Below are 23030 nucleotides of genomic sequence, written 5' to 3'. Positions count from 1 at the left end.
AGTGTTTATTGAATAGCAGGTGTGCAAAAAAATGCCCCTGACGCTAAGCGTAAGGGGCAATCAATATAAGGACGCTTAGCGCGTTCCGAAAATCTTATCGCCAGCGTCACCCAATCCGGGGACGATGTAGCCATTTTCGTCGAGGCGGTCATCTATTGAGGCGGTGTAAATTTCAATATCGGGGTAAGCGTCCTGCACCCGCTTGATACCTTCAGGGGCGGCGACGAGCACGATCACCTTCATATGCTCACAGCCTCGCTCACGCAGCATATCCAGTGTTGCGACCATCGAACCACCGGTGGCCAGCATGGGATCTATCACGATCGCCATGCGCTCTTCGATATCGTTGGCAAACTTGGCAAAGTAAGGCACCGGCTGCAGCGTCTCTTCATCACGATAAAGACCTACAACGCTTACCCGCGCACTCGGAATTAAATCCGTTACGCCTTCCAGCATGCCAAGCCCGGCACGCAGAATCGGTACGACGGTGACTTTTTTACCTTTTAATCGACGCGTTGCAATTGGCTCACCGTTCCATCCCTGAATTTCATGATATTCCAGTTCAAGACCTTTGGTTGCTTCATAGGTCAGCAGCTTGGCGACTTCACCTGCCAGTTCACGAAAGCTCTTAGTGCTCAGGTCAACTTCGCGCATCAGACCCAGCTTATGTTGTACAAGCGGATGGTTAATGGCGTAAACACTCATGGGACTTCCTCACTGCAGGGGATTCAGAATGGCAACCAAGGTTGCATCAACTAGGCACAAAATTGCGCGTATTCTACCCGCAACCACTTACAAGGTTAAGGGGTTTCCGGCAATTGCCACTCGATAGGTGCTCGCCCTTGCGCTTGCAGAAATTGATTGGCTTGGGAAAAATGCCGAGTGCCAAAAAAACCCCGGTGCGCAGAAAGCGGTGAAGGGTGCGGGGCTTCCAGTATCAAGTGGCGCCCCTGGTCGATCAGTGCCTTCTTCTGGCGGGCATGACTGCCCCAGAGCAGAAACACACACGGCGGCGCGTGCTGGCTGACGGTTTCAATCGCGCGGTCAGTGAACGGCTCCCACCCTTTACCGCGATGCGAGGCCGCATTGCCCTGCTCCACGGTCAGCGAGGTGTTTAGCAACAGCACGCCCTGCTTGGCCCATGCTTCTAGATGGCCGTGGCGCACGGGGGTAAAACCGACATCGGTGGCCAACTCTTTGTAGATGTTGACCAGCGACGGCGGCACGGGTACCCCGGGCTGCACGGAAAAGCATAACCCGTGGGCCTGATTGGGCCCGTGGTAGGGATCCTGGCCTAAAATAACCACCTTCACTTCGTTCAACGGGGTCAGCTCAAAGGCACGAAACCACTGCGTTGAGTGGGGATATATGATCTTCTTCGCGGCTTTTTGCTGGGCCAAAAAATCTTTTAGCGCCAGCATATAGTCAGCCTGAAACTCATTACCCAGCCACTGACTCCAATCGTCGGGAAGCGGATTGGCCATTATTACCTCTTCATTTGATCAACAAGCGGCTCAACGTAGGCCACGCCCATATCCCACGGGAATTGAATCCAGCACTGCTGGGCAACTTCAGTCAGATATTGATCCACCAGGGGGCGGCCGTCCGGCTTGGCATAGATAGTCACAAAGTGAGCTTTAGGCAGCATTTTGCGTACTGCCCGCGCCGTTTTGCCGGTATCCACCAAGTCATCGACCAGCAACCAGCCTTCACCGTCATGATCGACGCCCTTCATAATATCCAGGCCGCCTTGATCCATATGGTCGTAGCTTTTAATACACACGGTATCGATCAAGCGGATATTAAGCTCCCGAGCAATCAGCGCGGCGGGAATTAACCCGCCCCGGGTAATCGCTACGATGCCTTTAAAGTCACGTTCGATCATCTGGTGACAAAGCGTACGCACATCACGGTGCAACTGATCCCAGGAGACGGTGAAGTGTTGGTGGTAGCGATCGCTGCTCATGGGGAATTACTCGTCTTCATTGAAAGAACAAACGGCGAATACGCTGTAACCGGCATCGCGAATTTTCTGTGAACCACCCAGCTCGGGTAGATCGATAATAGTGGCTGTCTCAACCACCTGGCCTCCGCTGCGCTGGATCAAGTTGGCCGCTGCCAGCATGGTGCCACCGGTGGCGATCAGGTCATCCATTAGCAGGATACGATCATCTTTCTGGAACGCATCGGAGTGCAGTTCCACTTCAGAATGCCCATATTCCAGCGTATACGTCTCGCTGATGGTCTTGAAGGGTAGCTTGCCCTTCTTACGCACCGGCACAAAGCTGCAGCCCAACTCATACGCAAGCGGCGCGCCAATGATAAAACCACGCGCATCAATCGCCGCGATGGCATCCAGGTTCATCTCCTGATAGCGATGAACGAAGCTATCGATCAGTTTGCGAAAGGCCGCACTATTTTGCAGCAACGGGGTGATATCACGAAAATTCACCCCTTGTTCAGGCCAATCAGGAACCGTGCGAATAACGGACTTAATGTAGTCGCCGTAGATGCTCATCGCGTCTCTCATTGAGTAATAAAAAGTGGTAATGATTAATCAAACCAAGAAAAGATATCTTGTCGCAAACAGCAGCGCCAAAATAATCACCGCCGGGTTCAGGTCGGCAAAGCGGCCCGACAGCGTTTTGATCGCCACATAGCTAATAAAGCCAAGCGCGATACCTTCGGCAATCGAAAATGTCAGTGGCATCGCCAGGGCAGCAATCAGTACCGGCGCGGCATCAGTGGGGTCTTCCCAATTAGCGTGGGCCAAACTACCTGCCATTAACACCGCTACATACAGCAGTGCACCCGCGGTAGCGTAGGCTGGAATTGAACCCGCCAGCGGAGCAAAGAAGAGGCTGATCAGGAACAAAACGCCAACCACTACCGCCGTTAACCCAGTACGGCCACCCGATGCGATACCCGCAGTAGATTCAATGTAGCTCGTCGTAGTGGAAGTACCCAGGGCGGCACCCGCCATTGACGCGGTACTGTCGGCCATCATGGCACGACCAATGCGTGGTAACTTGCCATCCTTGTCCAGCAACTTGCCGCGGTGAGCAACGCCAACCAGTGTGCCTGAGGTATCGAAGAGATCTACAAACAAGAAGGCAAAGATCACGCTAAGCATTGCTACATCCAGCGCGCCCACCAAATCCATTGCCATAAAGGTAGGTGCAATAGAGGGCGGCATCGACATCAGACCGCCGTATTCGTTATGGCCAAGCACCATTGCAGCAATAGTAATACCCAAAATCCCGATCATGACGGCACCCGTCACTCGCAAGTAAGATAGCGCGGTAATCACAAAGAAGCCCAGCAGCGCATAAATAGCCGGAGGTTGGGAAAGATCACCCAGGGAAACAAAGGTCGCAGGGTTGGCAACCACAATACCGGCGTTCTTAAGCGCAATCATCGCCAAGAACAAACCTATACCGGCGGCGATACCTAGCCTAAGCGTCATGGGAATGGAGTTAATAATCCACTCGCGAATTTTAAAAATACTTAGCAAGAAGAAGGTTAAGCCGGAGAAGAAGACCGCACCCAACGCGGCTTCCCAGGTATAGCCCATCCCCAACACCACGCCGTAGGTGAAAAAGGCGTTCAAGCCCATACCGGGCGCCTGGGCAATCGGGTAGTTAGCCCACATCCCCATGACGAAACAGCCAATCGCCGCTGCGAGACACGTCGCCACGAACACCGCGCCGTAGTCCATCCCCGCCTCAGACAGGATGCTCGGGTTTACAAAGATGATGTAGGCCATCGTCAGGAAGGTGGTAATCCCTGCGATAACTTCTGTTTTCACGTTGGTTTTTTGCTCGGAGAGCTTGAAATAGTTATCCAGAAGTTTCATGAAGTTTGTTGTCCTTAGCGCTAACGTCGCATGACGTGTATGCATTCTGGTGCTGAGAAAAGCCGCACATACTACCGAAACGCGCGCCTCGACGCGAGCCTCTTAGCATGGCGACCAATGTCGGCGGAAACCGCTCCGCTGCCGAATACCTAGCAATCTTCAGGCCATGATCTAACCGATCGGTCAGCCCAACAACCAATAAACAACATTACCGGTTCTGTTGCGACAATATGCGCTCAACGGTTTCAACGATTACCTGGGTTTGCGGGTCAATTTCAATATTGACCTGATCCCCAGGTGCACGATCCTGAAGAATGGTGCGCGACAGCGTTTCAGGAATTAAATTGACGCTGAACTCCACGGCCCCACTCTCAGTAACGCGTACATCGCCAATGGTTAAGCTGATGCCGTCTACCCCGATGTAGCCCTTTTCAAACACGAATCGGCCCAGCCTTTCGGGTAGCGAGAACCACAGCCGACGGTTGTTGGGCGCCTCTTCGATGGCCACTACTTCTGCCATGGATATAATATGGCCCGACATGGAGTGCCCACCGATTTCATCACCAAAACGCGCAGCGCGCTCTATATTGACGCATTGCCCAGGGGTGATTGCACCAAGATTAGTCAATCGCAACGTTTCACGCATCAAATCAAAACTAACGTTGCTGCCCTCAATCGCCGTTACTGTTAAGCAAACGCCGTTATGAGCAACGGACGCTCCGATCTCAAGCCCCTCACGCATTGAGGGCGGCAACTCCACCACATGCACACGAAAATCCTCTAGCTCACGCACCGCCACTACTCTGGCTACCCCTTGCACAATGCCAGTAAACATAAGGCTCTTCTCTCCTAAATGTAGTAAAAACCGTGTGGTAAAAATTGAGTCGTAAAGACCGAGCAGTAAGGCCTGTGCAGCCAAAACATTAAATCATTGGCGCAAGCTTACTACTGGTGCCTCATGCTTGTGCACTCAGTAACGATGGTTTCTTGAGCGACCTATTGTACGCCACCCACTTTCCCATGGCTGCTTAAGCTAATTTCCTCCAGTGGAGAGCTTTTCAAACCACGCCCACAGAACTAAAAACCAAAACATTCATAAAAATTAGAAAATAATGCTAATTCACAAGCTTAAAACATAAAATCAGGCGGCTAAAATTGACAAAACAGCAACCTAACTCTAAAATTTTGCCGCAAATGTAATGACGCCGATTTGTACCCAGATTGCGGGCGTCCACTTGGTCACTGACGTAGTATTGGTGATTGACCTAGTGAAGTGCAGCTAAAAGGGTGTGTCCAGCGTTGATGGCCGCCCATTAGGGTGGCCTTTTTTATTTTCACTTCAACACTGGCCCGCTCTCTGTTCGCACCCCGCTCTCCGTCTTCGGCCTACCGTTAAGGCAGACGCTATGATTGAACTTAGCAACGTCAGTAAAACCTATTTCAGTAACAACAAGGGCAGCGGCACTAATGCCGTCCATGCGCTCAAAAATGCCACTCTCAGTGTGCCCAAAGGCACTATTCACGGCGTCATCGGCCTCTCAGGCGCAGGCAAATCAACGCTGATTCGCTGCGTTAATCTCTTAGAGCGCCCCACGAGCGGTAGCGTCACGGTCGATGGTCAGGAAATGACCCAGCTGAGCAACGCAGCACTCAACCGCGCGCGCCACCGTATTGGCATGATTTTTCAGCACTTTAATCTATTGACCACACGCACGGTGTTCGACAACGTCGCCCTGCCTTTAGAGCTCATGGGGCAAAAACGCCGAACCGTTCGTGATCGCGTTATTCCGCTCCTGGAAATGGTAGGTCTGGCGGATAAAGCCAACCAGTACCCTGCTCAGCTTTCCGGCGGTCAAAAACAGCGGGTAGCAATTGCCCGGGCGCTAGCCAGTAAGCCTCAGGTACTGCTCTGCGATGAGGCAACCTCTGCCCTAGACCCACAAACCACCAGCTCAATACTGGAACTGCTGCGCGATATTAACCATCAACTGGGCATTACCATCCTGCTGATCACCCACGAGATGGAAGTAGTCAAATCGATTTGCCATCGGGTGAGCCTGATTTCAGACGGCGAACTGGTGGAAGACTCGGAAGTCGGCGACTTCTTTACCGCCCCACGCACCCAGCTGGGTCGTGAGTTTCTCAACGACTTCCTGCAGCTAACGCCGCCCAAAGAGCTGATCGAGAGGCTTCTTGACGCTCCCGGCGAAAACACCCACCCAGTGGTACGCCTAACCTTCTCTGGCGATGCGGTCTCGACGCCGTTGATTTCCCGCCTTGCTCGAGAGTGCGGGGTCGATGTCAGCATTTTACAAGCAAAGGTAGAGTCGATTCAGGAGCGCACCCTGGGCCTGATGATTGCGGAACTATTAGGTTCACCAACGCAAACCCAGCAAGCCATGCACTATCTCGAATCTCATCAACTGCAAGTGGAGGTACTCGGCCATGTCCAGCGCAATGATTGATCTCATTTTACAGGCCACGCTGGATACCCTTTATATGGTGGCCGTTTCAGGACTTATTTCTACCCTTGTGGGCTTGCCCCTTGGGGTAATGCTGTATGTCACGCGTCCGCGGCAAATATTGGCAAAGCCCGTACTTAATCAAGTACTGAGTATTATTACCAACGTTGGCCGTTCCATCCCGTTTATTATTTTGATGGTGGCGATCATTCCTTTTACGCGCATGCTGGTGGGCACCTCGATTGGCATTAACGCTGCGTCGGTACCGCTTACGATTGCCGCTATTCCGTTTGTCGCTCGGCTGGTCGAGGCGGCACTTAATGAAATCTCGCCAGGATTAATTGAAGCCGCCCAAGCCATGGGCGCAACGCCTTGGCAAATTATTGGCAAAGTGCTGATTCCAGAAGCTCGCGGCGGGATCATGACCGGCTTAACGATTACCGTGGTCACGCTAGTGAGCTACTCAGCCATGGCGGGTGCAGTGGGTGGCGGTGGCCTTGGCGACTTAGGCATTCGCTATGGTTACAACCGCTTCAACCCGACTATCATGCTGATTACGGTGGTTATCTTGGTTGTCATGGTGCAGGGCTTTCAGAGTTTGGGTGACTACTTGGTGCGCAAAAGTGACCGCAAGTAGCAGCCCGATCATTAGCCATCCAATATAACCAAAATGCATTAGACAACGGTTTTTTATTGCCGCATCATTGCATCATCAAGCACAACGTCACTGGAGAGACCTCATGCAAAAACTGATCATTGGTAGTCTTACAGCCCTGGCGCTTGCGGTTAACGTCGCCAATGCTGAAACGCGCAGCATCAAAATGGGCACCGTTGCGGGCCCTGAAACAGAAGTGATGGAAGTGGCGGCGCGCATTGCCAAAGAAGAGTACGACCTTGATGTGGAAATCATCGAATTCACTGATTATGTTACCCCGAACGCCGCCTTGGCCGACGGCAGCTTAGACGCTAATGCTTACCAGCATGAGCCCTACTTACAGTCGATGGTCGATGACCGTGGCTATGACCTGGCAATCGCTGGCTACACCTTCGTATACCCGATTGGCGCTTACTCAGAAAAATACGATAGTATCGATGACCTACCTGACGGCGCGCAAATCGCACTACCCAACGACCCTTCCAATGAAGGTCGCGCGCTGATTTTGATGCACAACGAAGGCCTGATAACCCTCAACGACCCTGAATTTCTCGAATCAACACCGATCGATATTGCTGAAAACCCTCGCGACTTCCGCTTCCGCGAAATTGAAGCCGCCCAGCTACCCCGCGTGCTGCCCGATGTGGACATGGCATTCATCAACAACACCTTCGCGCAGCCAGCTGGTTTAAGCCTAGATGACGCTTTGATCAAAGAGGGCCCTGAGTCTCCTTACGTCAACCTGATTGCGGTTCGCGGCGGTGACGAAGAGCGTGAAGAGATTCGCCAGTTAGTCGACGCCTATCAGCGCGACGAAGTGATCGAGAAAGCTGAAGAGCTGTTCAAAGGCGCAGCAGTTCCTGGCTGGACCGAGTAATACCGCAAGCTATCAATAAATGACATCAGGCCGACACTTTCGCATAGGTAGCCCCCTATGCAAAAGTGTCGGCCTGCTGCGTTAGTAGCAAAGGATCCCTCATGCAAAACAGTGTTGACTACCCTCTTCTCAATCGACAGCTTGAAGCGCTGCTCGATACACGCGATTGGCTCACCAACAGCGCGCAAACCTGTGCGTTTATTCACCAACAGCTTAGCGACTTAAATTGGGCAGGCTTTTATCTTCAGCGCCAGCCTGATGTGTTAGGTCTAGGCCCATTTCAGGGCCAGCCCGCCTGCCATCCAATTCCCTTTAGCAAAGGCGTATGCGGCGCGGCCGCTCGCCAACAAACCACCCAGCGAGTGGACGACGTGCACGCGGTTGCCGACCATATTGCCTGCGACGCCAACTCTCGCTCAGAGCTGGTGATTCCCATCGTGGTGGACGGTCGCGTATGGGGCGTTCTTGACCTGGATAGCCCGCTGCACGGGCGCTTCACCCAACAAGATCAAGTAGGCATTGAGGCCCTGGTAGCAACGTTTAAGCGCCAAACTGACCTGCCCGACCTAATTCAAAAGAGCTCGTAAAAAAATAGCGGTAAAAAAATAGTAACTGTTCAGCTCATGCTGGCAGCCTAAAGGGTCGCGAGCTAAAGCTCCCTCCCACAACACCCTATAGCCAGCACTAAGCCAGAAGCTATTTGTGGGAGGGCGATTTATCGCGCGAAGGGTGCCGAAGGCACCCCTTAGTGTCTTCCGGCTGGAAGCTTGGAGGGTCGCGAGCTAAAGCTGCCTCCCACGGGGCAGCTATCTATGCCTGATGAAACAGCAGGTTGGCGAGTACAGCCTGAAACCTACTGAATAGTTACAAAAAATAAAGGTTAAAAGCCATCGTCTACAAAGTGAAAAGCACCATATAACGCCCACACAAAAACGCCCCAAGCATCACTGCCTGGGGCGCTTCTGATAAAAGCTGGTAGGACCAGGCGGATTTGAACCGCCGACCTCCACGATGTCAACGTGGCGCTCTAACCAACTGAGCTATGGTCCTAAAAAGAGGTGTCACATAGGGCTGGTAGAACCAGGCGGATTTGAACCGCCGACCTCCACGATGTCAACGTGGCGCTCTAACCAACTGAGCTATGGTTCTATTATACTATCTGGAGTGAGCTATTCGGATAGCAACACGCCTTGCAACGGATGCATATCTTACGCTTTTATCACTGAATTGCAAGCTCTTTTCCCATGCGCTCCCTCTCCCGCCAGCGTTAAACCCATTACGAATAGATGTTCAATTCGACACCTACAACCTTCTAGCGCTAGGCTTAGCGCTTCAATGTGCTGGGTGTTATCTATAGGGAGATAAACAATGCTGGGTATTTTGCTAGGAAGCATAGCGATCCTACTGTTATTGGCTACGCTGATTGCACGGATACATTTACACTGGTGGTGGATCCGCAGTTTTGAATTTCCACGCCTGCAGATCGCCTTCCTAGCCTTAATCACCTGGCTATTAGCGGTTATCTTCGTTGAACCTGGCCCCTGGCTATGGGTAGCTCTACTTGCCTCCGGTATCACTGTATTGTTTCAGGTCTACTATATTCTGCCCTGGACACCGCTCTGGCCGGTGCAGGTTAAAGCGGCAGAGAGTAACGACTCAGATAAAACGATTACGCTGCTGATCGCCAACGTGCTGACCCCTAACCGGCAGGCCCAAGCGCTGATCGACATGATCAAACAGCATCAGCCCGACATAGTACTGACCCTGGAGTCAGACCAGTGGTGGCAGGATCAGTTGGATCCGGCGCTCGCAGAGCAGTGGCCACATAGCGTTAAAATCCCGCTCGACAACCTTTACGGCATGCACCTTTACTCTCACCTGGAACTCTCTAGCACCTCGGTGGAATGGCTAATTCAGGACGATATTCCGTCTATTCATACCCGAGTGAGGCTTGCTAACGGCGATAGCATTCGCTTTTACGCACTCCACCCTCGTCCACCGGCCCCAAGCGAGAGTGAAAAATCCCTTTGGCGGGATGCTGAGCTGCTGTTGGTTGGCAAGAAGATTCATGAAGATCCCCAAGCGACGTTGGTCGCCGGGGATCTGAACGATGTAGCGTGGTCACGTACCACACGGCTGTTTTGCCGCGTTGGCGGCATGCTCGATCCACGCCGTGGGCGTGGTTTATTCAGCACCTTCCACGCCAAATATCCCGTTTTGCGCTGGCCCCTTGACCATATTTTTGTGACCGAGCACTTCACCTTAGTCGGCATGCAGCGCCTTAACTACTTCGGTTCCGACCACTTCCCGATACTGGCTACCTTTTGCTATCGCCCCTCACGTCAAGATGAGCATGAAACCCCCGAAGCCGATGCCGAGGAGCGCAGTGAGGCCAGCGAAACGATTCAGGAAGGTAAAACCGAAACGCAGGAGACCTGAACTCGGGTGGCCTGAAGTTAGCTGACCTTAAAAGTGTTACTCAGGGATGCCTCCGTGTGTTAACGCGACCGGATCCAGCAGCCGCTCTAGCGTCTCCCGGTCAAGGTCAGTTTTCTCTTCCGCCACATCAATAATCGGCCTTCCCGCCTGGTAAGCCTCTTTGGCGACTGCGGCGGCGGCGTTGTAGCCAATCACGCCATTGAGCGCCGTCACCAAAATGGGGTTTCTAGCCAGCGGGCCTTGCAGGTTATCTTCACGCACTTTAAAGGTGGCAATCGCACGATCAGCCAGCAGCCGAGCGGTATTACTCATTAAGCTTATGGATGTTAGCAAATTGGAAGCCACCAACGGCAGCATCACGTTCAATTGAAAGTTACCACTTTGGCCGGCCACGGTAATCGCGGCATCTAGACCAATGACTTGCGCGGCAGCCTGAGCGGCCGACTCAGGAATAACCGGGTTCACCTTTCCAGGCATAATCGAACTGCCGGGCTGTAACGCCTCAAGCTCAATTTCTCCTAGCCCCGCTAGCGGCCCCGAGTTCATCCAGCGCAGGTCGTTGGCTATTTTCATGATCACGCAGGCTAAGCCTTTCAACTGCCCCGAGAGCTCTACCGCTGCATCCTGAGACGAGAGGCTGGCAAAGAAGCTGTCGTTAGGGGTAAACATCAAGCCGGTCTGTTCGCTCAACTCCTGGGCGACCTGCTCAGCAAAACCGATAGGCGCGTTAATGCCGGTGCCCACGGCGGTGCCGCCCTGAGCGATGCGGCACAGTCGTTTCATGGCGCTATCAAAACGTTCAATGGCCTGACTTAGTTGACTAGACCAGGCGCCCAGCTCTTGATCCATACGCAGCGGCATGGCATCCATAAGGTGAGTACGGCCGGTTTTTACCACATGGCTCAGCTCACTGGCACGTTGGTCGATAGTGTCGCGTAGATGAACCAAGGCTGGGCGGAGTGATTCGTGCACCGCGATGGCAGCCGAAAGGTGAATGGCCGTGGGAATCACATCATTGCTGGACTGCCCCATATTGACATGATCATTCGGGGTCACCTCAACGCCCTCTCGACTTGCCAATGTGGCCAGTACCTCGTTGACGTTCATATTGGTGGAGGTGCCTGAACCGGTTTGAAACACATCGATGGGGAAGTGCTGGTCATGCTTGCCCGTTAACACTTCGCGCGCCGCCTTTTGAATCGCCTCCCCGCGGGCGCTATCAAGCCCTCCTAACGTTTGATTAGCCCGGGCTGCCGCTAGCTTGATACGCGCGACTGCATGAATGAAAGCCGGGGGCATGGGCGAATGAGAGACAGGGAAGTTATTGATTGCCCGCTGGGTCTGCGCACCATAAAGGGCGTCAGAAGGCACTTCCAATTCGCCCATGCTGTCACGTTCCATCCGTGTTGCCATTGCTCTTTCTCCCATCGGTAAGATCAGTAGTGATACTTATCTGAGCGCAAAGCCGATCTATCGTTCGCCAGCTAAGGCTGCATCCACTACCTTCAAGCTAGCTGGTTAGTTCATGCGGGTAAACACGCCCTTAGCCCGCGGGCATTAAAATGCCAAAAACCAAATGTTGCACTGCACAAAAACAGTTGCTATGCTGCAACGCAAGATAGCTTAAAGAGCTACTCATTCAATAAGCAGCGCCAACCACTGGATAGCTGCTTTTGGCAAGACTAAACCCAGGAGGGTATGACGATGCGTACATTAAATACTAACGAAATGACTCAACAGTTTGACAACATGTTTATGGCACCAGTACGCGCTTACATGGCGCTGAGCATCGATTACAGCGAAAAAATGCTTAACGCTCAGATGGATGCCAGCAAAGCCTATGTCGACACCGGCATTGCGCAAATGCGCCAAATGATGGACGTAAAAGACGCAGAAGGTCTGCGTAGCTACATGGAAGGTCAGCAAAAAGTAGCGAAAGAGCTGGCTGAGCGTGTTAAAGGCGATACCGATAAAGTCGTATCCCTGCAGCAAGACTTTATCCAAAAAAGCCAGAAAATTACCGAAGACAACGTTAAGCAGGCGCAAACCGCTGCTAGCAAGTTGAGCAAAACTGCTTAATCGCTTATTGAATTAAATAAGCTGGTAAGTAAGTCTTAAAAAACGCCCCTGTTGGCTCACGCTGACAGGGGCGTTTTAGTCGTTGCCTTTAGCATTTTTTTACCAGCCACTTCACCAACCGAGGGCGGATTTCACAAACGGAATCGTCAATTTACGCTTGGCTGATAGCGATGCTTTATCCAGGGTCTCAACCGCGCGGCACAGCTCACCTAGATCGCGGGGGCCACGATGCAAAATATAGCGACCAACGTCATCGGGAAGCTGCATTCCTCTCACACTGGCGCGCAGCTTTAGCGCTGCCAACCGCTCGTCATCATCTTCTAAGGGGTGAACGTGAAACGTTACCCCCCAGGTCAAACGAGAAGCCAAATCCGGTAGCACCACGTTTAGCTGTCGCGGGGAAACACTAGCCGCAATCACTAATTTCTTGCCAGCATCTCTGAGCCGGTTAAAGGCATGAAACAGCGCCTCTTCCCAGCGCTTACGGCCAATGACGCACTCCAAATCATCAATGGCGACAAGATCCAGACGCTCGATGTCTTCCAGCATTAGCGGCGGAAAGTGGCCCAAATCATCCAGTGGCAAGTAAAGCGCGCGCTTATCCGCATCAGATGCGGCATGACACGCCGCCTGTAAAAGGTGGCTGCGCCCTACCCCTGGCGCCCCCCAAAGATAGAGAAACTGCTCCCCCTCTGAAGTAAGCTGCTGAGTAAGATGCTCTACCAGCGGCGTATTTGAACGCGCCACATAGTAATTATCAAAGGTCGCGTCATCGCGCAGACCAATGCCCAAAGGAAGCTGTGCCGGTAGTCGGCTCATGATGACTCACCTTGATCATTACGACTATTTCCATCACGACTAGGCCCACTATGCCCCAGCTCATCATGATACGAAGAGCTGACCTCGATAATTGAGGCATGTTTGTCGGTATTATTTTCGTCGTATAACTCGCTATGCTGATAGCGAACTTTTACTTCTTTTAGCAGCACTAGAATCACCGCGGCAACAGGCAGTGCCAGCAACACCCCTGTTAGACCAAACAGATTGCCACCCGCCAGCACGGCAAATATAACCGCCACCGGATGCAGACCAATCTTATCGCCCAACAATTTAGGCTGTAGAACCACACTCTCCGCCATTTGGCCAATACTGAACACCAGGATGACGCCTAGTACCGCCCACCAGGTGGCGTACTGGAACAGCGCGACAACAAGGGCAATCACCAAGCCGACAATAAAGCCCAGGAACGGCACGATGCTTACCAGCCCGGACACAAAGCCGATCAACAGGCCAAAGTTGAGCCCCATCAGCGTTAAGCCCACCGCATAAATAATCCCTAAGCAGAGCATGACCAGCAGTTGGCCACGTAGAAACGATGACAACACTTCATCGCAGCGACGCGCCAACCGGAAAGTATCATCCGCCCACTGGCGTGGCACGAGATTGGCAATATTGGTCAGCAGGCGATTCCAGTCCAAGAGTAAATAGAAGGTCACCACGGGGATTAGCGCTACATAGGTGATCCATGAGGCAAATGCCATTCCGGAACGGCCAATTTGGCCTAACGCCTGAGCTAAGTAGCCGCCAGCATCGCGCCAGTTTTCGACCAGCGTCTCACGCGCATTGATTAACTCCGCGGTTAAGTCATAACCCGTCCACTCTTGCACCTGAGGTGCGAGCGTATTTTCTACCCAATTGAAGATACCCGGGATAGCTTCGCCCAGCTGTTTAAGCTGTTGAACAAGCAGCGGTATTAATATCAACAGACTCGCTACCAGCACGACCAACAGTACTAAAAACACACTGCTCACCGCGAATGGCCGGTTCATGCCCCAGCGCTGGAAACGGTTAGCCAGCGGATCAGCTAAGTAAGCGAGAATCATCCCGGCAATAAAAGGCATCAGCACCGCGTCTAACAAATAGATTAAACCGCCTATTACCACCAAAAATAGGACACCCCACCAAGAATTCCGCATAGTTCCCTCTCAAACGTGGATTTAAACCAACCATTTTCACTTACCGTCACTATTTTACTTATCACTACTATTTTACTTGCCACTACTATGCCGCATATAAGCAAAAGTCGCTCGTAAGCTTTTCATCATGTGCGACAGCGGTGCGGCCTGCGCCGCTGAGTGTTACAATCCGCTTCAGTTATCGTCTAGCACTGGCCATGTCGCCAGCACTACCAGCACCACTATTTGCTTCACAGGATCTGTCATGACCGAGACTTCCTCTTCTTCGGCTACTCCTTCCCTCAGCTACAAGGACGCAGGCGTCGATATTGATGCCGGTAACGCCTTAGTTGACCGCATTAAACACGTTGCCAAACGCACTACTCGCCCAGAAGTCATGGGCGGGCTTGGCGGTTTTGGCGCGCTATGCGAGATTCCCGCGGGCTATCGGCAGCCCGTACTCGTCTCAGGTACCGATGGTGTCGGCACCAAGCTGCGCCTGGCAATGGATCTTGGCAAACACGACACCATTGGTATTGATTTGGTCGCTATGTGTGTCAACGATCTCATCGTGGCCGGCGCCGAACCACTGCTCTTTCTTGACTACTATGCCACGGGTAAGCTCGATGTGGATATTGCTGCTGACGTTGTCACCGGCATTGGCGCTGGTTGCGAACTGGCTGGCTGCGCCCTGGTAGGTGGCGAAACCGCCGAAATGCCGGGCATGTATGAAGGAAACGACTACGATTTAGCGGGCTTTTGCGTAGGTGTGGTTGAAAAAGCAGACATTTTAGATGGCAGCAAAGTGGCCGAAGGCGACGTCATATTGGGGCTTGCCTCATCCGGGCCACACTCCAACGGCTACTCACTGATTCGTAAAATCCTTGAGGTTAGCGACGCTTCGCTAGAGACCGACATCGACGGTCAAACCCTTGGCGATGCGCTGATGGCACCTACCCGCATCTACGTTAAATCACTGCTCTCCTTAATGCGCGGCAGCGAAATTGCCGTGCATGCGTTATCGCACATCACCGGTGGCGGTTTACTAGAAAACATTCCCCGCGTGCTGCCGGACAACCTCGCGGCGCATATTGATATTGCCAGTTGGCAACGCCCCGCCGTGTTTGATTGGCTACAGGCCAACGGCAACGTGAATGAAACCGAAATGCACCGCGTGCTCAATTGCGGTATTGGCATGGTCGTTGTGTTGCCGCAGCATCAAGCAGAGCAAGCAGTGGCTCATCTGCAAGCCGAAGGCGAATCCGTTTATCGTCTAGGCCAGATCGTTGAACGCCAAGGGGACGCCGTTATTCTGGAGAACCTCTCGGCATGACCAATACGGACTACCAGAGCGATACCATTAAAGACGTAACACCAGAGCCTCTTGGTGCACGCCGCATTGTCGTGCTTATTTCTGGCAGTGGCAGCAATCTTCAGGCGCTGATTGATGCTCAGTCTCACGACCGCTTAGGCGGCGGTGAGATTGTCGCGGTGATTTCCAATATCGCTGACGCCTATGGTTTGAAACGCGCCCACGAAGCGGGCATTGAAGCGGTTGCGCTCCCCCACCGTGAATACGATAGCCGCGAAGCCTACGACGGTGCCTTGATCAAAGTCATTGAGCGCCACGAGCCGGATCTGATTGTACTGGCGGGCTTTATGCGCATTTTGACGCCTCGCTTTGTACAGCGCTTCCTGGGCCGGATGCTGAATATCCATCCTTCGTTACTGCCGGACTACCAAGGGCTCAACACTCACGCCCGCGCCCTGGCAGACGGTGTTGCCAGCCACGGCTGTAGCGTTCACTTCGTCACCGAAGAGCTAGACGGTGGCCCAGTGGTACTGCAAGCGGAGCTGCTGGTAAACGCTGACGACACGGCTGAAACGCTGCAAGAGAAGGTTCGCTCCCGGGAACACCTCATCTACCCGATTGCGGTGCAGTGGTTTTTGGAAGGCAGGCTGCAGTTCAGTGCCGAAGGGGCCAAAATGGACGGTCACCTGCTGCCAGAACACGGCATGCGGCTTTCCCATGCCGACGCTGCAGAAGAACTTGATGAAGACCTTGATGAAAAGCTCGACGAAGAGTCTCAGGGCTAGACGGGTATCATCACCATAAGCATTAAAAAGCGCCTTACGGTTTTGCCGTAAGGCGCTTTTTCGTAGCAGTTTACTTCGTATAACTAGGTACGCGGCAGGGTTACCCCACGCTGCCCCATATACTTCCCACCCCGATCCTTATACGAGGTTTCGCACACTTCGTCGGACTCTAAGAACAACATCTGGGCGACCCCCTCATGGGCATAGATTTTTGCCGGCAGGTTGGTGGTGTTAGAGAACTCCAACGTAACGTGGCCTTCCCACTCAGGCTCCAGCGGCGTCACATTAACAATAATGCCACAGCGCGCGTAGGTGGATTTCCCTAGGCAAATAGTCAGCACGTTACGGGGAATACGGAAGTACTCCACCGTACGTGCCAGTGCAAAAGAGTTTGGCGGAATAATGCATACGTCGCCCTTAATATCGACAAAGCTTTTCGCATCAAACGCCTTTGGATCGACAATCGCTGAGTGAATATTGGTGAAGACTTTGAATTCGTCTGAGCAGCGCACATCGTAACCGTAGCTTGAGGTGCCATAGGAAATCACGCGCTGATCGTTCACATAGCGCACTTGTTCGGCTTCAAACGGCTCAATCATCGCTTCGCTTTTGGCCATGCGACGAATCCAATTATCAGATTTGATACTCATTTATTTCGTTATCACTCACTAAAGGAAATAGTTGGGCCGTCGCCTTGATTCGCGCTAACCGCTTCAGCGACTTTTTGGGCAATAGTCGCAAAGGTTTGACTTACCGTCCCCTCAGGTTCAGAGACTACGCTCGGCCGCCCTGAATCCGTCAGTTCACGGATGGAGAGCGTTAGCGGTAACCTTCCAAGCACTTGGGTATCGTACTCCTGAGCGATGCTATCGCCACCGCCGGTGCCAAAGATAGCCGCTTCATGGCCACAGTTTTCGCAGTGATAGAGACTCATATTTTCCACCACGCCAAGCACCGGCACGTTAACCTTGCGGAACATTTCAATCCCTTTACGGGCATCCAATAGCGCAATGTCCTGGGGGGTGGTGACGATCACCGCGCCCGCGACGGGCACTTTCTGAGCCAGGGTCAGCTGAATATCGCCGGTACCTGGGGGCATATCGATCAACAGAAAATCGAGATTATCCCACTGGGTTTGCGTCAGCATCTGCTGAAAGGCACCCACTACCATCGGGCCACGCCACACCATTGGCTCACGGGTATTGACCATAAACGCCATCGACATGGCCTGAATGCCATGGGCCTGGAGCGGAAGGAATTTGTCATTACTTGCCGCCTGAGGGCGTGTGCCCTCTTTAACACCGAGCATTTGTGCCTGGCTGGGCCCATAGATATCCGCATCCAGGACGCCCACGCGGTAGCCCTGTGCTGACAGCGCTAACGCCAAATTCACGGTGACGGTGGATTTTCCCACGCCGCCCTTGCCCGATGCCACTGCAATAATATGCTTAACCCCATCCATTCAATGGCACTCCTCGTTTTAGGCTCTTAATATTTACGTTAGGCTTGCGTGAATGATACGCCTCACAGCCAAAATCATAAACCAACAACAAGAGGGCGGATGCCGGGTTACCGACATCCGCCCCAACTTTACTAACGCGAAAGGTGCGTTACAGCATTACTATTTAGCCATTTATCAGCCTGCGTTTTGCTGTGACTCTTCACTGCCACCATCGCTATCATTGGCGCTCTCACTTGAAGAACCCTCATCTGACGAGCCTTCTTCAGAAGAACTGCTCTGTGAGGAGCTATTCTGTGAAGAGCTATTCTGTGAAGATGAAGCAGCCTCACCGGCGGATTCTTCCGCATCGGCCAAGCGGCTATCTAATGTCGACAGCTCATCGCGCCATTCGCTTAACTGGCCTTCTAAACGCTCCAACTGGCTTTCACGCTCTTCAATATCGCTTTCAACACTCGACACTTCCTCGCGGCCCATCTCCAAAGCGACCATGACGTCGTCGAGCTCGCTGCGCACATCGCTCAAGCTCTGCTCTTCCTCTTCGCGAAGCGCCGTTAGCGAATCAACTTCGTTTTGCAGCTCATCGCGTTCGCTGGTCAGTGAGTCACGCTCATTTTTTAGCTCATCTAGCTCGCTTTGGGCAGCCGAAATATCTTCTTCCAAGCCACTTAGCTGTTCATTAGCCTGACTAATCTGATCTTCGAGCGAGGAGAGTTCCTCTTCGGTGTTGCCCAACTCTTCAACCGCTTCTTGACGCTGCTGCTCAGCTTCCTGACGGGCGGCCTCAGCCTCCTGACGGGCTTCTTCAGCGCTAGAACGCGCTTCTTCTACTTGCTGGAGGGCGCTCTCTGCCTCATCTCGAGTATTAGTGATTTCGTCGCGCTCTTCGCGCAGCGCGGTCATCTCGCTCTCAGCGCTCTCTACCTGCTCACTAAGAGAGGCAATTTCCTCTTCCAGCGCATTACGTTCGGATTCAAGTTCTTCTAAACGCGACTGAACATCGCTGACACTCCCCTGGGCACTATCAAGTGACGAACGTGCTTCTTCTTGCTGCGCTTCCAGGGTTGCCATCTCCTCCTGCAGCGCGGCTAAATTGGTTTCAGCTTCCTCGATTTCGCTAATGCGCTGGCTCATTTGGCTATTTTCCTGCTCAGCGCTGGCGAGCTGCTCCTCTAGGCTATCGACACGATCCTGGCGAGAGCCTGCGTTAGACTGCGCCATAATCGCCCAAATAACCGCAATGGCGGCAATACCGGCAATGGCTTTTACCCGGTTATCCTGGAAGAGGGTTTTCATATCCGACTTTTTAGCCGGCTCTGGCTTGTTGGCTGGCGACTGTTGATCCGAATGGTTTGCTTCCGACATTATGCTTTCCTCTATGGTCTAAGCTAACGTTTGTCCAAGCTAACGATAATCAAGTAAGTGGATATTGCGCTAACCGTGAATGATCTCCCCCTTCAGCATACACAGCTCGCTGTATCTAGCCAGTCTGTTTGCAAAAACGTGTATAAATGTTGCAGTAGTGTTACCAATCAAGCAAAGGTGTTTATCTTTTTAGTCTGAAGGCGGATGCTTTCCCTCATGAAAGCCAGAGGCCTCTCCACTGAACGCATCAAACCAATTCAAGGTGGTATGCAGTGACACCACGCTACCCACTATTAGCAGCGTAGGCGGTTTAATGGAGCCCGCCAAGAAAGCATCTGGCAGCGCAGACAACGTGCCTACGTGAGTAAGCTGTCGGCGAGTGGTTCCCTGCTCAATTAGCGCCAGCGGCGTATCTGGGGCTAAACCATGCTCAACCAGGGCTTGGCTGATTACCTTTACGGTGCCGAGCCCCATATAAAACACCAAGGTTTGCCCTGGCCGCGCTAACGCATCCCAATCAAGCTCACACTCGCCCTGTTGCAAATGTCCGGTAACAAAACGCACCGACTGGGCATGGTCGCGATGAGTCAAAGGAATGCCCGCATAGGCCGCGCAGCCTGATGCGGCCGTCACCCCAGGGATTACTTCCACACTCACTTGTGCCGCCACCAGCGCCTCAAGCTCCTCTCCACCTCGGCCAAAAATAAACGGATCACCACCTTTAAGGCGCACGACACGCTTACCCTGCTGAGCCCACTTTACAAGCGCTTGATTAATACCCTCTTGAGGGACACTGTGCAGCGAGCGTGCTTTACCCACATAAAATCGCTGCGCCTGTGGCGGTATAAAGGCGACAATCTCATCGCTAACCAAACGGTCGTACAGCACCACTTCAGCGGACTGTAGGCGCTTATACGCTTTTAACGTTAATAACTCCGGATCGCCAGGGCCAGCGCCCACTAGACTTACCAAGCCGTATGGCTGAGACATTTGCTCTCGTCCTGCTTCCAAGAATCCACCCCAGGAATAAAAAAGGTTTTTAATATGCAAAAAAGTAATTAATTTTACCACTAAATACCAATAACACCTTGTCTATTGCTTAAAATAGAATCCAATATATACAAGAAAAGAACATGCATATTCTAAAAAAATATAGATAATGGTGATTTTGTCTGCAATGGTTTACAACCTGATTACGTTTTAGGGCTAATCTTCACGATCAAATTCAAATTGGCATATGTTTGGAGATTCACGCATGCCCGTGAATGATATAGACGCACCAGAGCGAGTCAGTGCAGACCACCTTGTACCCCACATACCAGGCGTTATCTTTCAGTTTCATCGCGCGCGCAATGGCCATATGCGGTTCCCCTACTTAGAGGGCGGCGGCGTGGCTCTCAAGCATATTGACCGGGATCTGCTTGCTCAAAATGCTGGCGAGTTAGTTGAACAACTGACCGGCAATGACCACCCCAAGATAATGTCGGCGATCGAACGTTCGGCCCGCTGGATGCTGCCTCTCACGACGCGCTTTCGACTACCGTTTCCAGAAGACAACCCCCGCTGGATTGCGGTGAGCGCCAAGCCAAAGCCCGTTGTCGATGGCGTACAGTGGAACGGCATAATGATGGATATTAGCGATCAAGTCAGCGAAGAGCAGCGGCTTCGCAAGCTATGCGACACAGACCCCCTGACGCAACTGCCCAATCGGCGCAAGCTGATGATGCACTTAACCCATGTTACATCGCTTAGCACCCGCCACGGCACACCGCTCTCCATCATGATGATCGATATCGATCATTTTAAACGCCTTAACGACCGCTGGGGCCACCTACATGGGGATGATGTGCTTAAACAGCTAGCCATGCACGCCCAGTCGCTGCTGCGCTGTGAAGACATGGTCGCTCGGTTAGGAGGTGAAGAGTTTATGGTCGTGCTGCCGCTTACGCCGCTGCAGCAATGCCATGCACTTGCTGACCGCTTACGCCAGGCCATCAGTGTACGCGACTTCGGTATGGGGCCGGGCCAAGTGACATTGAGCATTGGGGTTGCCGAGTATCGCTGTGGCGAACCCCTCACGAGCTTGATCGAGCGGGCCGACCAGGCATTGTATAGCGCTAAAGACGTTGGTCGCGACTGCGTTTGCCATCTACGCTGATAGGGAATCCCCCATTGCAGGAGCCATACAATGACAAGGCTAGCCGACGCCATTTGTGAGCCGTGCAGCAAAGATGCTCAACCTTTTAATAAAGATGAGGCCCAAGAGCGGCTAAAAAGCCTCAGCCAGTGGCAGATTGTCGAGCACGATGGCATCATGAAGCTGTCGCGAAGTTTTAAATTCCGTGACTTTGCCAGCGCATTGGCGTTTACCCAGAGCGTTGGCGATATTGCAGAGCAGGCCGGCCATCACCCCGTTATCGTGACCGAGTGGGGCAAAGCCACCGTTACGTGGTGGTCTCACGCTATTAAAGGCCTGCATCTTAATGACTTCATTCTTGCCGCCAGAACCGACGAGGTAGCCGAATAAATGTTTGAGCATATTGAGCGAGTCCCAGGAGATGCCATTCTCGGGCTGATCGAAGCTTTCAAGAAAGATACCAATCCGCAAAAGGTGGATTTAGGTGTTGGTGTTTACCGCGATACCCAAGGCAATACGCCGGTAATGCGCGCCGTTAAGGAAGCAGAAGCTCGCCTGCTCAAGAATGAAACGACGAAAACCTATATCGGTTCTCACGGCGCGCCTAGCTATGGCGAAGTAGTACTTCCCATGGTATTTGGTGCTGAGTCACCGGTACTGAAAGCCAACCGTGCCAGCGCTACCCAGTCGCCTGGCGGCACCGGCGCCCTGCGCTTGGCAGCCGATTTCATTTCCACTCAGTTGCCGGGCAAAGGTATCTGGGTAAGCGACCCAACGTGGCCCAACCACCACGGTATTTTTACCGCCGCAGGTATTGAGCTACACAAGTACCCCTACGTTGACCCTGACAACCGTCTCGACTTTGACGGTATGCGTGCAGCGCTAAAAAGTATCCCAGAAGGTGATGTAGTCGTACTCCACGCCTGCTGTCACAACCCGACTGGGTTTGATCTTTCCCACGCCCAGTGGCAGGAAGTGCTAGAGATCGTCCGTGAGCGCAAGCTGCTGCCGCTGATCGACTTTGCCTATCAGGGCTTTGGTGAAGGCCTGGATGAGGACGCTTACGGCGTACGCCTGCTGGCGGAAAACCTCGACGAAGCGATCATCACCAGCTCCTGCTCGAAGAACTTTGGTATTTATTGCGAGCGTACCGGCTGCTTGATCATGGTGGCAAAAGACAGCGAGCAGATGGATAACATTCGCTCGCAGGTCGCGATCGTGGCACGGGAAAACTACTCAAACCCGCCTGCGCACGGCGGCGCTATCGTCAGCGAGATCCTCCACGATCCAGAGCTGACTGCGCTATGGCGTGAAGAGCTCACCGAAATGCGTGATCGTATTAATACCCTGCGTCGCGATTTCGTCGAAGCGCTGAAGCCCTACGGGCTTGACGAGAAGTACGCCTGCGTAGCAGAGCAGCGCGGCATGTTCTCCTACACCGGCTTAACGCCGGAACAGGTGGATCGTTTGCGCGATGAATTTGGCATCTACATGGTGCGCTCGGGTCGCGCTAACGTAGCGGGCTTCTCCCATGAGAACCTGCCCTACCTGGCTAAAGCGATTGCCGCTGTTAACGACTAGCTAGCAAGCATTGCCGTACTACAAACGCCCAGGCCTACCTGGGCGTTTTTGTGTGCTGAGCACTTGAC

Annotated in this window: 24 protein-coding genes and 2 tRNA genes; 11 read left to right on the top strand and 15 right to left on the bottom strand. The window is 52.9% G+C overall.

The window, feature by feature from the left end:
• Positions 1-75: 75 nt before the first annotated feature.
• The 6 genes from upp to KF947_RS21865 all read right to left on the bottom strand — a co-directional run bounded on the left by upp (position 76) and on the right by KF947_RS21865 (position 4691).
• A complete protein-coding gene (gene upp / locus KF947_RS21890) occupies positions 76-705 on the bottom strand; it encodes a uracil phosphoribosyltransferase (protein WP_227405111.1) in 630 nt (209 codons plus the stop codon).
• Between the two features lie 95 nt (positions 706-800).
• On the bottom strand, positions 801-1484 hold the full coding sequence (gene ung, locus KF947_RS21885; RefSeq protein WP_208862740.1) for a uracil-DNA glycosylase: 684 nt from the start codon (positions 1482-1484) through the stop codon (positions 801-803).
• A 2-nt stretch (positions 1485-1486) separates the two neighbouring features.
• Positions 1487-1966, bottom strand: coding sequence for a xanthine phosphoribosyltransferase (gene gpt / locus KF947_RS21880; protein WP_009286932.1), 480 nt, complete (start codon positions 1964-1966; stop codon positions 1487-1489).
• A 6-nt stretch (positions 1967-1972) separates the two neighbouring features.
• Positions 1973-2518 carry an adenine phosphoribosyltransferase gene (locus KF947_RS21875; protein ID WP_071693411.1) on the bottom strand — a complete coding sequence of 182 codons (546 nt, stop codon included), beginning with the start codon at positions 2516-2518 and terminating at the stop codon, positions 1973-1975.
• Between the two features lie 39 nt (positions 2519-2557).
• The gene (locus KF947_RS21870) at positions 2558-3856 is read right to left on the bottom strand and encodes an NCS2 family permease (RefSeq protein WP_133733517.1); all 1299 of its coding nucleotides are present in this window, start codon (positions 3854-3856) and stop codon (positions 2558-2560) included.
• A 208-nt stretch (positions 3857-4064) separates the two neighbouring features.
• On the bottom strand, positions 4065-4691 hold the full coding sequence (locus tag KF947_RS21865) for a riboflavin synthase subunit alpha (RefSeq protein WP_133733518.1): 627 nt from the start codon (positions 4689-4691) through the stop codon (positions 4065-4067).
• A 571-nt stretch (positions 4692-5262) separates the two neighbouring features.
• On the opposite strand from KF947_RS21865, the gene KF947_RS21860 reads away from it, so the two are divergent.
• The 4 genes from KF947_RS21860 to KF947_RS21845 all read left to right on the top strand — a co-directional run bounded on the left by KF947_RS21860 (position 5263) and on the right by KF947_RS21845 (position 8437).
• Positions 5263-6321 carry a methionine ABC transporter ATP-binding protein gene (locus tag KF947_RS21860; protein ID WP_133733519.1) on the top strand — a complete coding sequence of 353 codons (1059 nt, stop codon included), beginning with the start codon at positions 5263-5265 and terminating at the stop codon, positions 6319-6321.
• Positions 6302-6955, top strand: a complete 654-nt coding sequence (locus tag KF947_RS21855; RefSeq protein ID WP_071695914.1) for a methionine ABC transporter permease — start codon at positions 6302-6304, stop codon at positions 6953-6955. The genes KF947_RS21860 and KF947_RS21855 overlap by 20 nt, the downstream gene beginning before the upstream one ends.
• Positions 6956-7058: 103 nt before the next feature.
• On the top strand, positions 7059-7850 hold the full coding sequence (locus tag KF947_RS21850; protein ID WP_133733520.1) for a MetQ/NlpA family ABC transporter substrate-binding protein: 792 nt from the start codon (positions 7059-7061) through the stop codon (positions 7848-7850).
• 101 nt (positions 7851-7951) lie between these two features.
• Positions 7952-8437: a GAF domain-containing protein gene (locus KF947_RS21845; protein ID WP_227405110.1), complete on the top strand. Its 486-nt coding sequence runs from the start codon at positions 7952-7954 to the stop codon at positions 8435-8437.
• 386 nt (positions 8438-8823) lie between these two features.
• On the opposite strand, the gene KF947_RS21840 is transcribed toward KF947_RS21845, so the two are convergent.
• Both KF947_RS21840 and KF947_RS21835 read right to left on the bottom strand, forming a co-directional pair.
• Positions 8824-8900 (bottom strand) — tRNA-Val (locus KF947_RS21840).
• Between the two features lie 22 nt (positions 8901-8922).
• Positions 8923-8999: transfer RNA gene (locus tag KF947_RS21835), tRNA-Val, on the bottom strand.
• 219 nt (positions 9000-9218) lie between these two features.
• Between KF947_RS21835 and KF947_RS21830 the strand changes: the two genes are divergently transcribed.
• Positions 9219-10289: an endonuclease/exonuclease/phosphatase family protein gene (locus KF947_RS21830; protein WP_227405109.1), complete on the top strand. Its 1071-nt coding sequence runs from the start codon at positions 9219-9221 to the stop codon at positions 10287-10289.
• A 36-nt stretch (positions 10290-10325) separates the two neighbouring features.
• Here the strand turns inward: KF947_RS21830 and KF947_RS21825 are convergent, their stop codons facing one another.
• Complete coding sequence (locus KF947_RS21825; protein WP_133733523.1) at positions 10326-11702, bottom strand: class II fumarate hydratase; 1377 nt, start codon at positions 11700-11702, stop codon at positions 10326-10328.
• Between the two features lie 291 nt (positions 11703-11993).
• On the opposite strand from KF947_RS21825, the gene KF947_RS21820 reads away from it, so the two are divergent.
• Positions 11994-12368 carry a phasin family protein gene (locus KF947_RS21820; RefSeq protein WP_064233518.1) on the top strand — a complete coding sequence of 125 codons (375 nt, stop codon included), beginning with the start codon at positions 11994-11996 and terminating at the stop codon, positions 12366-12368.
• Positions 12369-12479: 111 nt separating this feature from the next.
• On the opposite strand, the gene hda is transcribed toward KF947_RS21820, so the two are convergent.
• Together hda and KF947_RS21810 are read right to left on the bottom strand one after the other, a co-directional pair.
• Positions 12480-13187 carry a DnaA regulatory inactivator Hda gene (hda, locus tag KF947_RS21815; protein WP_133733524.1) on the bottom strand — a complete coding sequence of 236 codons (708 nt, stop codon included), beginning with the start codon at positions 13185-13187 and terminating at the stop codon, positions 12480-12482.
• A complete protein-coding gene (locus tag KF947_RS21810; RefSeq protein ID WP_227405108.1) occupies positions 13184-14344 on the bottom strand; it encodes an AI-2E family transporter in 1161 nt (386 codons plus the stop codon). Before KF947_RS21810 ends, hda begins: the two co-directional genes overlap by 4 nt.
• 244 nt (positions 14345-14588) lie before the next feature.
• Between KF947_RS21810 and purM the strand changes: the two genes are divergently transcribed.
• Both purM and purN read left to right on the top strand, forming a co-directional pair.
• Entirely contained in the window at positions 14589-15656 is a 1068-nt protein-coding gene (gene purM / locus KF947_RS21805) for a phosphoribosylformylglycinamidine cyclo-ligase (protein WP_227405107.1), read from the top strand.
• Positions 15653-16420 (top strand): phosphoribosylglycinamide formyltransferase, encoded by a 768-nt coding sequence (gene purN / locus KF947_RS21800; protein ID WP_227405106.1) that lies wholly within the window; start codon positions 15653-15655, stop codon positions 16418-16420. The genes purM and purN overlap by 4 nt, the downstream gene beginning before the upstream one ends.
• A gap of 83 nt (positions 16421-16503) precedes the next feature.
• Here purN and dcd read toward each other — a convergent pair whose 3' ends face one another.
• The 4 genes from dcd to cobA all read right to left on the bottom strand — a co-directional run bounded on the left by dcd (position 16504) and on the right by cobA (position 20234).
• Positions 16504-17070 (bottom strand): dCTP deaminase, encoded by a 567-nt coding sequence (dcd, locus tag KF947_RS21795; protein ID WP_227405105.1) that lies wholly within the window; start codon positions 17068-17070, stop codon positions 16504-16506.
• A gap of 11 nt (positions 17071-17081) precedes the next feature.
• Positions 17082-17882, bottom strand: a complete 801-nt coding sequence (apbC, locus tag KF947_RS21790) for an iron-sulfur cluster carrier protein ApbC (protein WP_227405104.1) — start codon at positions 17880-17882, stop codon at positions 17082-17084.
• A 174-nt stretch (positions 17883-18056) separates the two neighbouring features.
• Positions 18057-19244, bottom strand: a complete 1188-nt coding sequence (locus KF947_RS21785; RefSeq protein ID WP_227405103.1) for a kinesin — start codon at positions 19242-19244, stop codon at positions 18057-18059.
• A gap of 189 nt (positions 19245-19433) precedes the next feature.
• Positions 19434-20234, bottom strand: a complete 801-nt coding sequence (cobA, locus tag KF947_RS21780; protein WP_227405102.1) for a uroporphyrinogen-III C-methyltransferase — start codon at positions 20232-20234, stop codon at positions 19434-19436.
• A gap of 265 nt (positions 20235-20499) precedes the next feature.
• Between cobA and KF947_RS21775 the strand changes: the two genes are divergently transcribed.
• Genes KF947_RS21775 through KF947_RS21765 form a run of 3 tightly spaced genes read left to right on the top strand, consistent with a single transcriptional unit; the run spans position 20500 to position 22962 of the window.
• On the top strand, positions 20500-21402 hold the full coding sequence (locus KF947_RS21775; protein WP_227405101.1) for a GGDEF domain-containing protein: 903 nt from the start codon (positions 20500-20502) through the stop codon (positions 21400-21402).
• 30 nt (positions 21403-21432) lie between these two features.
• Positions 21433-21771 (top strand): 4a-hydroxytetrahydrobiopterin dehydratase, encoded by a 339-nt coding sequence (locus KF947_RS21770; RefSeq protein ID WP_133733532.1) that lies wholly within the window; start codon positions 21433-21435, stop codon positions 21769-21771.
• Positions 21772-22962, top strand: coding sequence for an aromatic amino acid transaminase (locus tag KF947_RS21765; RefSeq protein ID WP_133733533.1), 1191 nt, complete (start codon positions 21772-21774; stop codon positions 22960-22962).
• The last annotated feature ends 68 nt before the right edge of the window (positions 22963-23030 follow it).

The sequence above is a fragment of the Halomonas sp. FeN2 genome (genome assembly GCF_020595105.1).
GTDB lineage: Bacteria > Pseudomonadota > Gammaproteobacteria > Pseudomonadales > Halomonadaceae > Vreelandella > Vreelandella neptunia.
Note: the sequence above shows the minus strand (reverse complement) of the source record. Positions and strands in the feature narration are given on the sequence as shown.

Bases quoted from the DNA above. Each gene is read 5' to 3' on its own strand.
- upp (WP_227405111.1), bottom strand. From the start codon at position 705: ATGAGTGTTTACGCCATTAACCATCCGCTTGTACAACATAAGCTGGGT.
- ung (WP_208862740.1), bottom strand. From the start codon at position 1,484: ATGGCCAATCCGCTTCCCGACGATTGGAGTCAGTGGCTGGGTAATGAG.
- gpt (WP_009286932.1), bottom strand. From the start codon at position 1,966: ATGAGCAGCGATCGCTACCACCAACACTTCACCGTCTCCTGGGATCAG.
- KF947_RS21875 (WP_071693411.1), bottom strand. From the start codon at position 2,518: ATGAGCATCTACGGCGACTACATTAAGTCCGTTATTCGCACGGTTCCT.
- KF947_RS21870 (WP_133733517.1), bottom strand. From the start codon at position 3,856: ATGAAACTTCTGGATAACTATTTCAAGCTCTCCGAGCAAAAAACCAAC.
- KF947_RS21865 (WP_133733518.1), bottom strand. From the start codon at position 4,691: ATGTTTACTGGCATTGTGCAAGGGGTAGCCAGAGTAGTGGCGGTGCGT.
- KF947_RS21860 (WP_133733519.1), top strand. From the start codon at position 5,263: ATGATTGAACTTAGCAACGTCAGTAAAACCTATTTCAGTAACAACAAG.
- KF947_RS21855 (WP_071695914.1), top strand. From the start codon at position 6,302: ATGTCCAGCGCAATGATTGATCTCATTTTACAGGCCACGCTGGATACC.
- KF947_RS21850 (WP_133733520.1), top strand. From the start codon at position 7,059: ATGCAAAAACTGATCATTGGTAGTCTTACAGCCCTGGCGCTTGCGGTT.
- KF947_RS21845 (WP_227405110.1), top strand. From the start codon at position 7,952: ATGCAAAACAGTGTTGACTACCCTCTTCTCAATCGACAGCTTGAAGCG.
- KF947_RS21830 (WP_227405109.1), top strand. From the start codon at position 9,219: ATGCTGGGTATTTTGCTAGGAAGCATAGCGATCCTACTGTTATTGGCT.
- KF947_RS21825 (WP_133733523.1), bottom strand. From the start codon at position 11,702: ATGGCAACACGGATGGAACGTGACAGCATGGGCGAATTGGAAGTGCCT.
- KF947_RS21820 (WP_064233518.1), top strand. From the start codon at position 11,994: ATGCGTACATTAAATACTAACGAAATGACTCAACAGTTTGACAACATG.
- hda (WP_133733524.1), bottom strand. From the start codon at position 13,187: ATGAGCCGACTACCGGCACAGCTTCCTTTGGGCATTGGTCTGCGCGAT.
- KF947_RS21810 (WP_227405108.1), bottom strand. From the start codon at position 14,344: ATGCGGAATTCTTGGTGGGGTGTCCTATTTTTGGTGGTAATAGGCGGT.
- purM (WP_227405107.1), top strand. From the start codon at position 14,589: ATGACCGAGACTTCCTCTTCTTCGGCTACTCCTTCCCTCAGCTACAAG.
- purN (WP_227405106.1), top strand. From the start codon at position 15,653: ATGACCAATACGGACTACCAGAGCGATACCATTAAAGACGTAACACCA.
- dcd (WP_227405105.1), bottom strand. From the start codon at position 17,070: ATGAGTATCAAATCTGATAATTGGATTCGTCGCATGGCCAAAAGCGAA.
- apbC (WP_227405104.1), bottom strand. From the start codon at position 17,882: ATGGATGGGGTTAAGCATATTATTGCAGTGGCATCGGGCAAGGGCGGC.
- KF947_RS21785 (WP_227405103.1), bottom strand. From the start codon at position 19,244: ATGTCGGAAGCAAACCATTCGGATCAACAGTCGCCAGCCAACAAGCCA.
- cobA (WP_227405102.1), bottom strand. From the start codon at position 20,234: ATGTCTCAGCCATACGGCTTGGTAAGTCTAGTGGGCGCTGGCCCTGGC.
- KF947_RS21775 (WP_227405101.1), top strand. From the start codon at position 20,500: ATGCCCGTGAATGATATAGACGCACCAGAGCGAGTCAGTGCAGACCAC.
- KF947_RS21770 (WP_133733532.1), top strand. From the start codon at position 21,433: ATGACAAGGCTAGCCGACGCCATTTGTGAGCCGTGCAGCAAAGATGCT.
- KF947_RS21765 (WP_133733533.1), top strand. From the start codon at position 21,772: ATGTTTGAGCATATTGAGCGAGTCCCAGGAGATGCCATTCTCGGGCTG.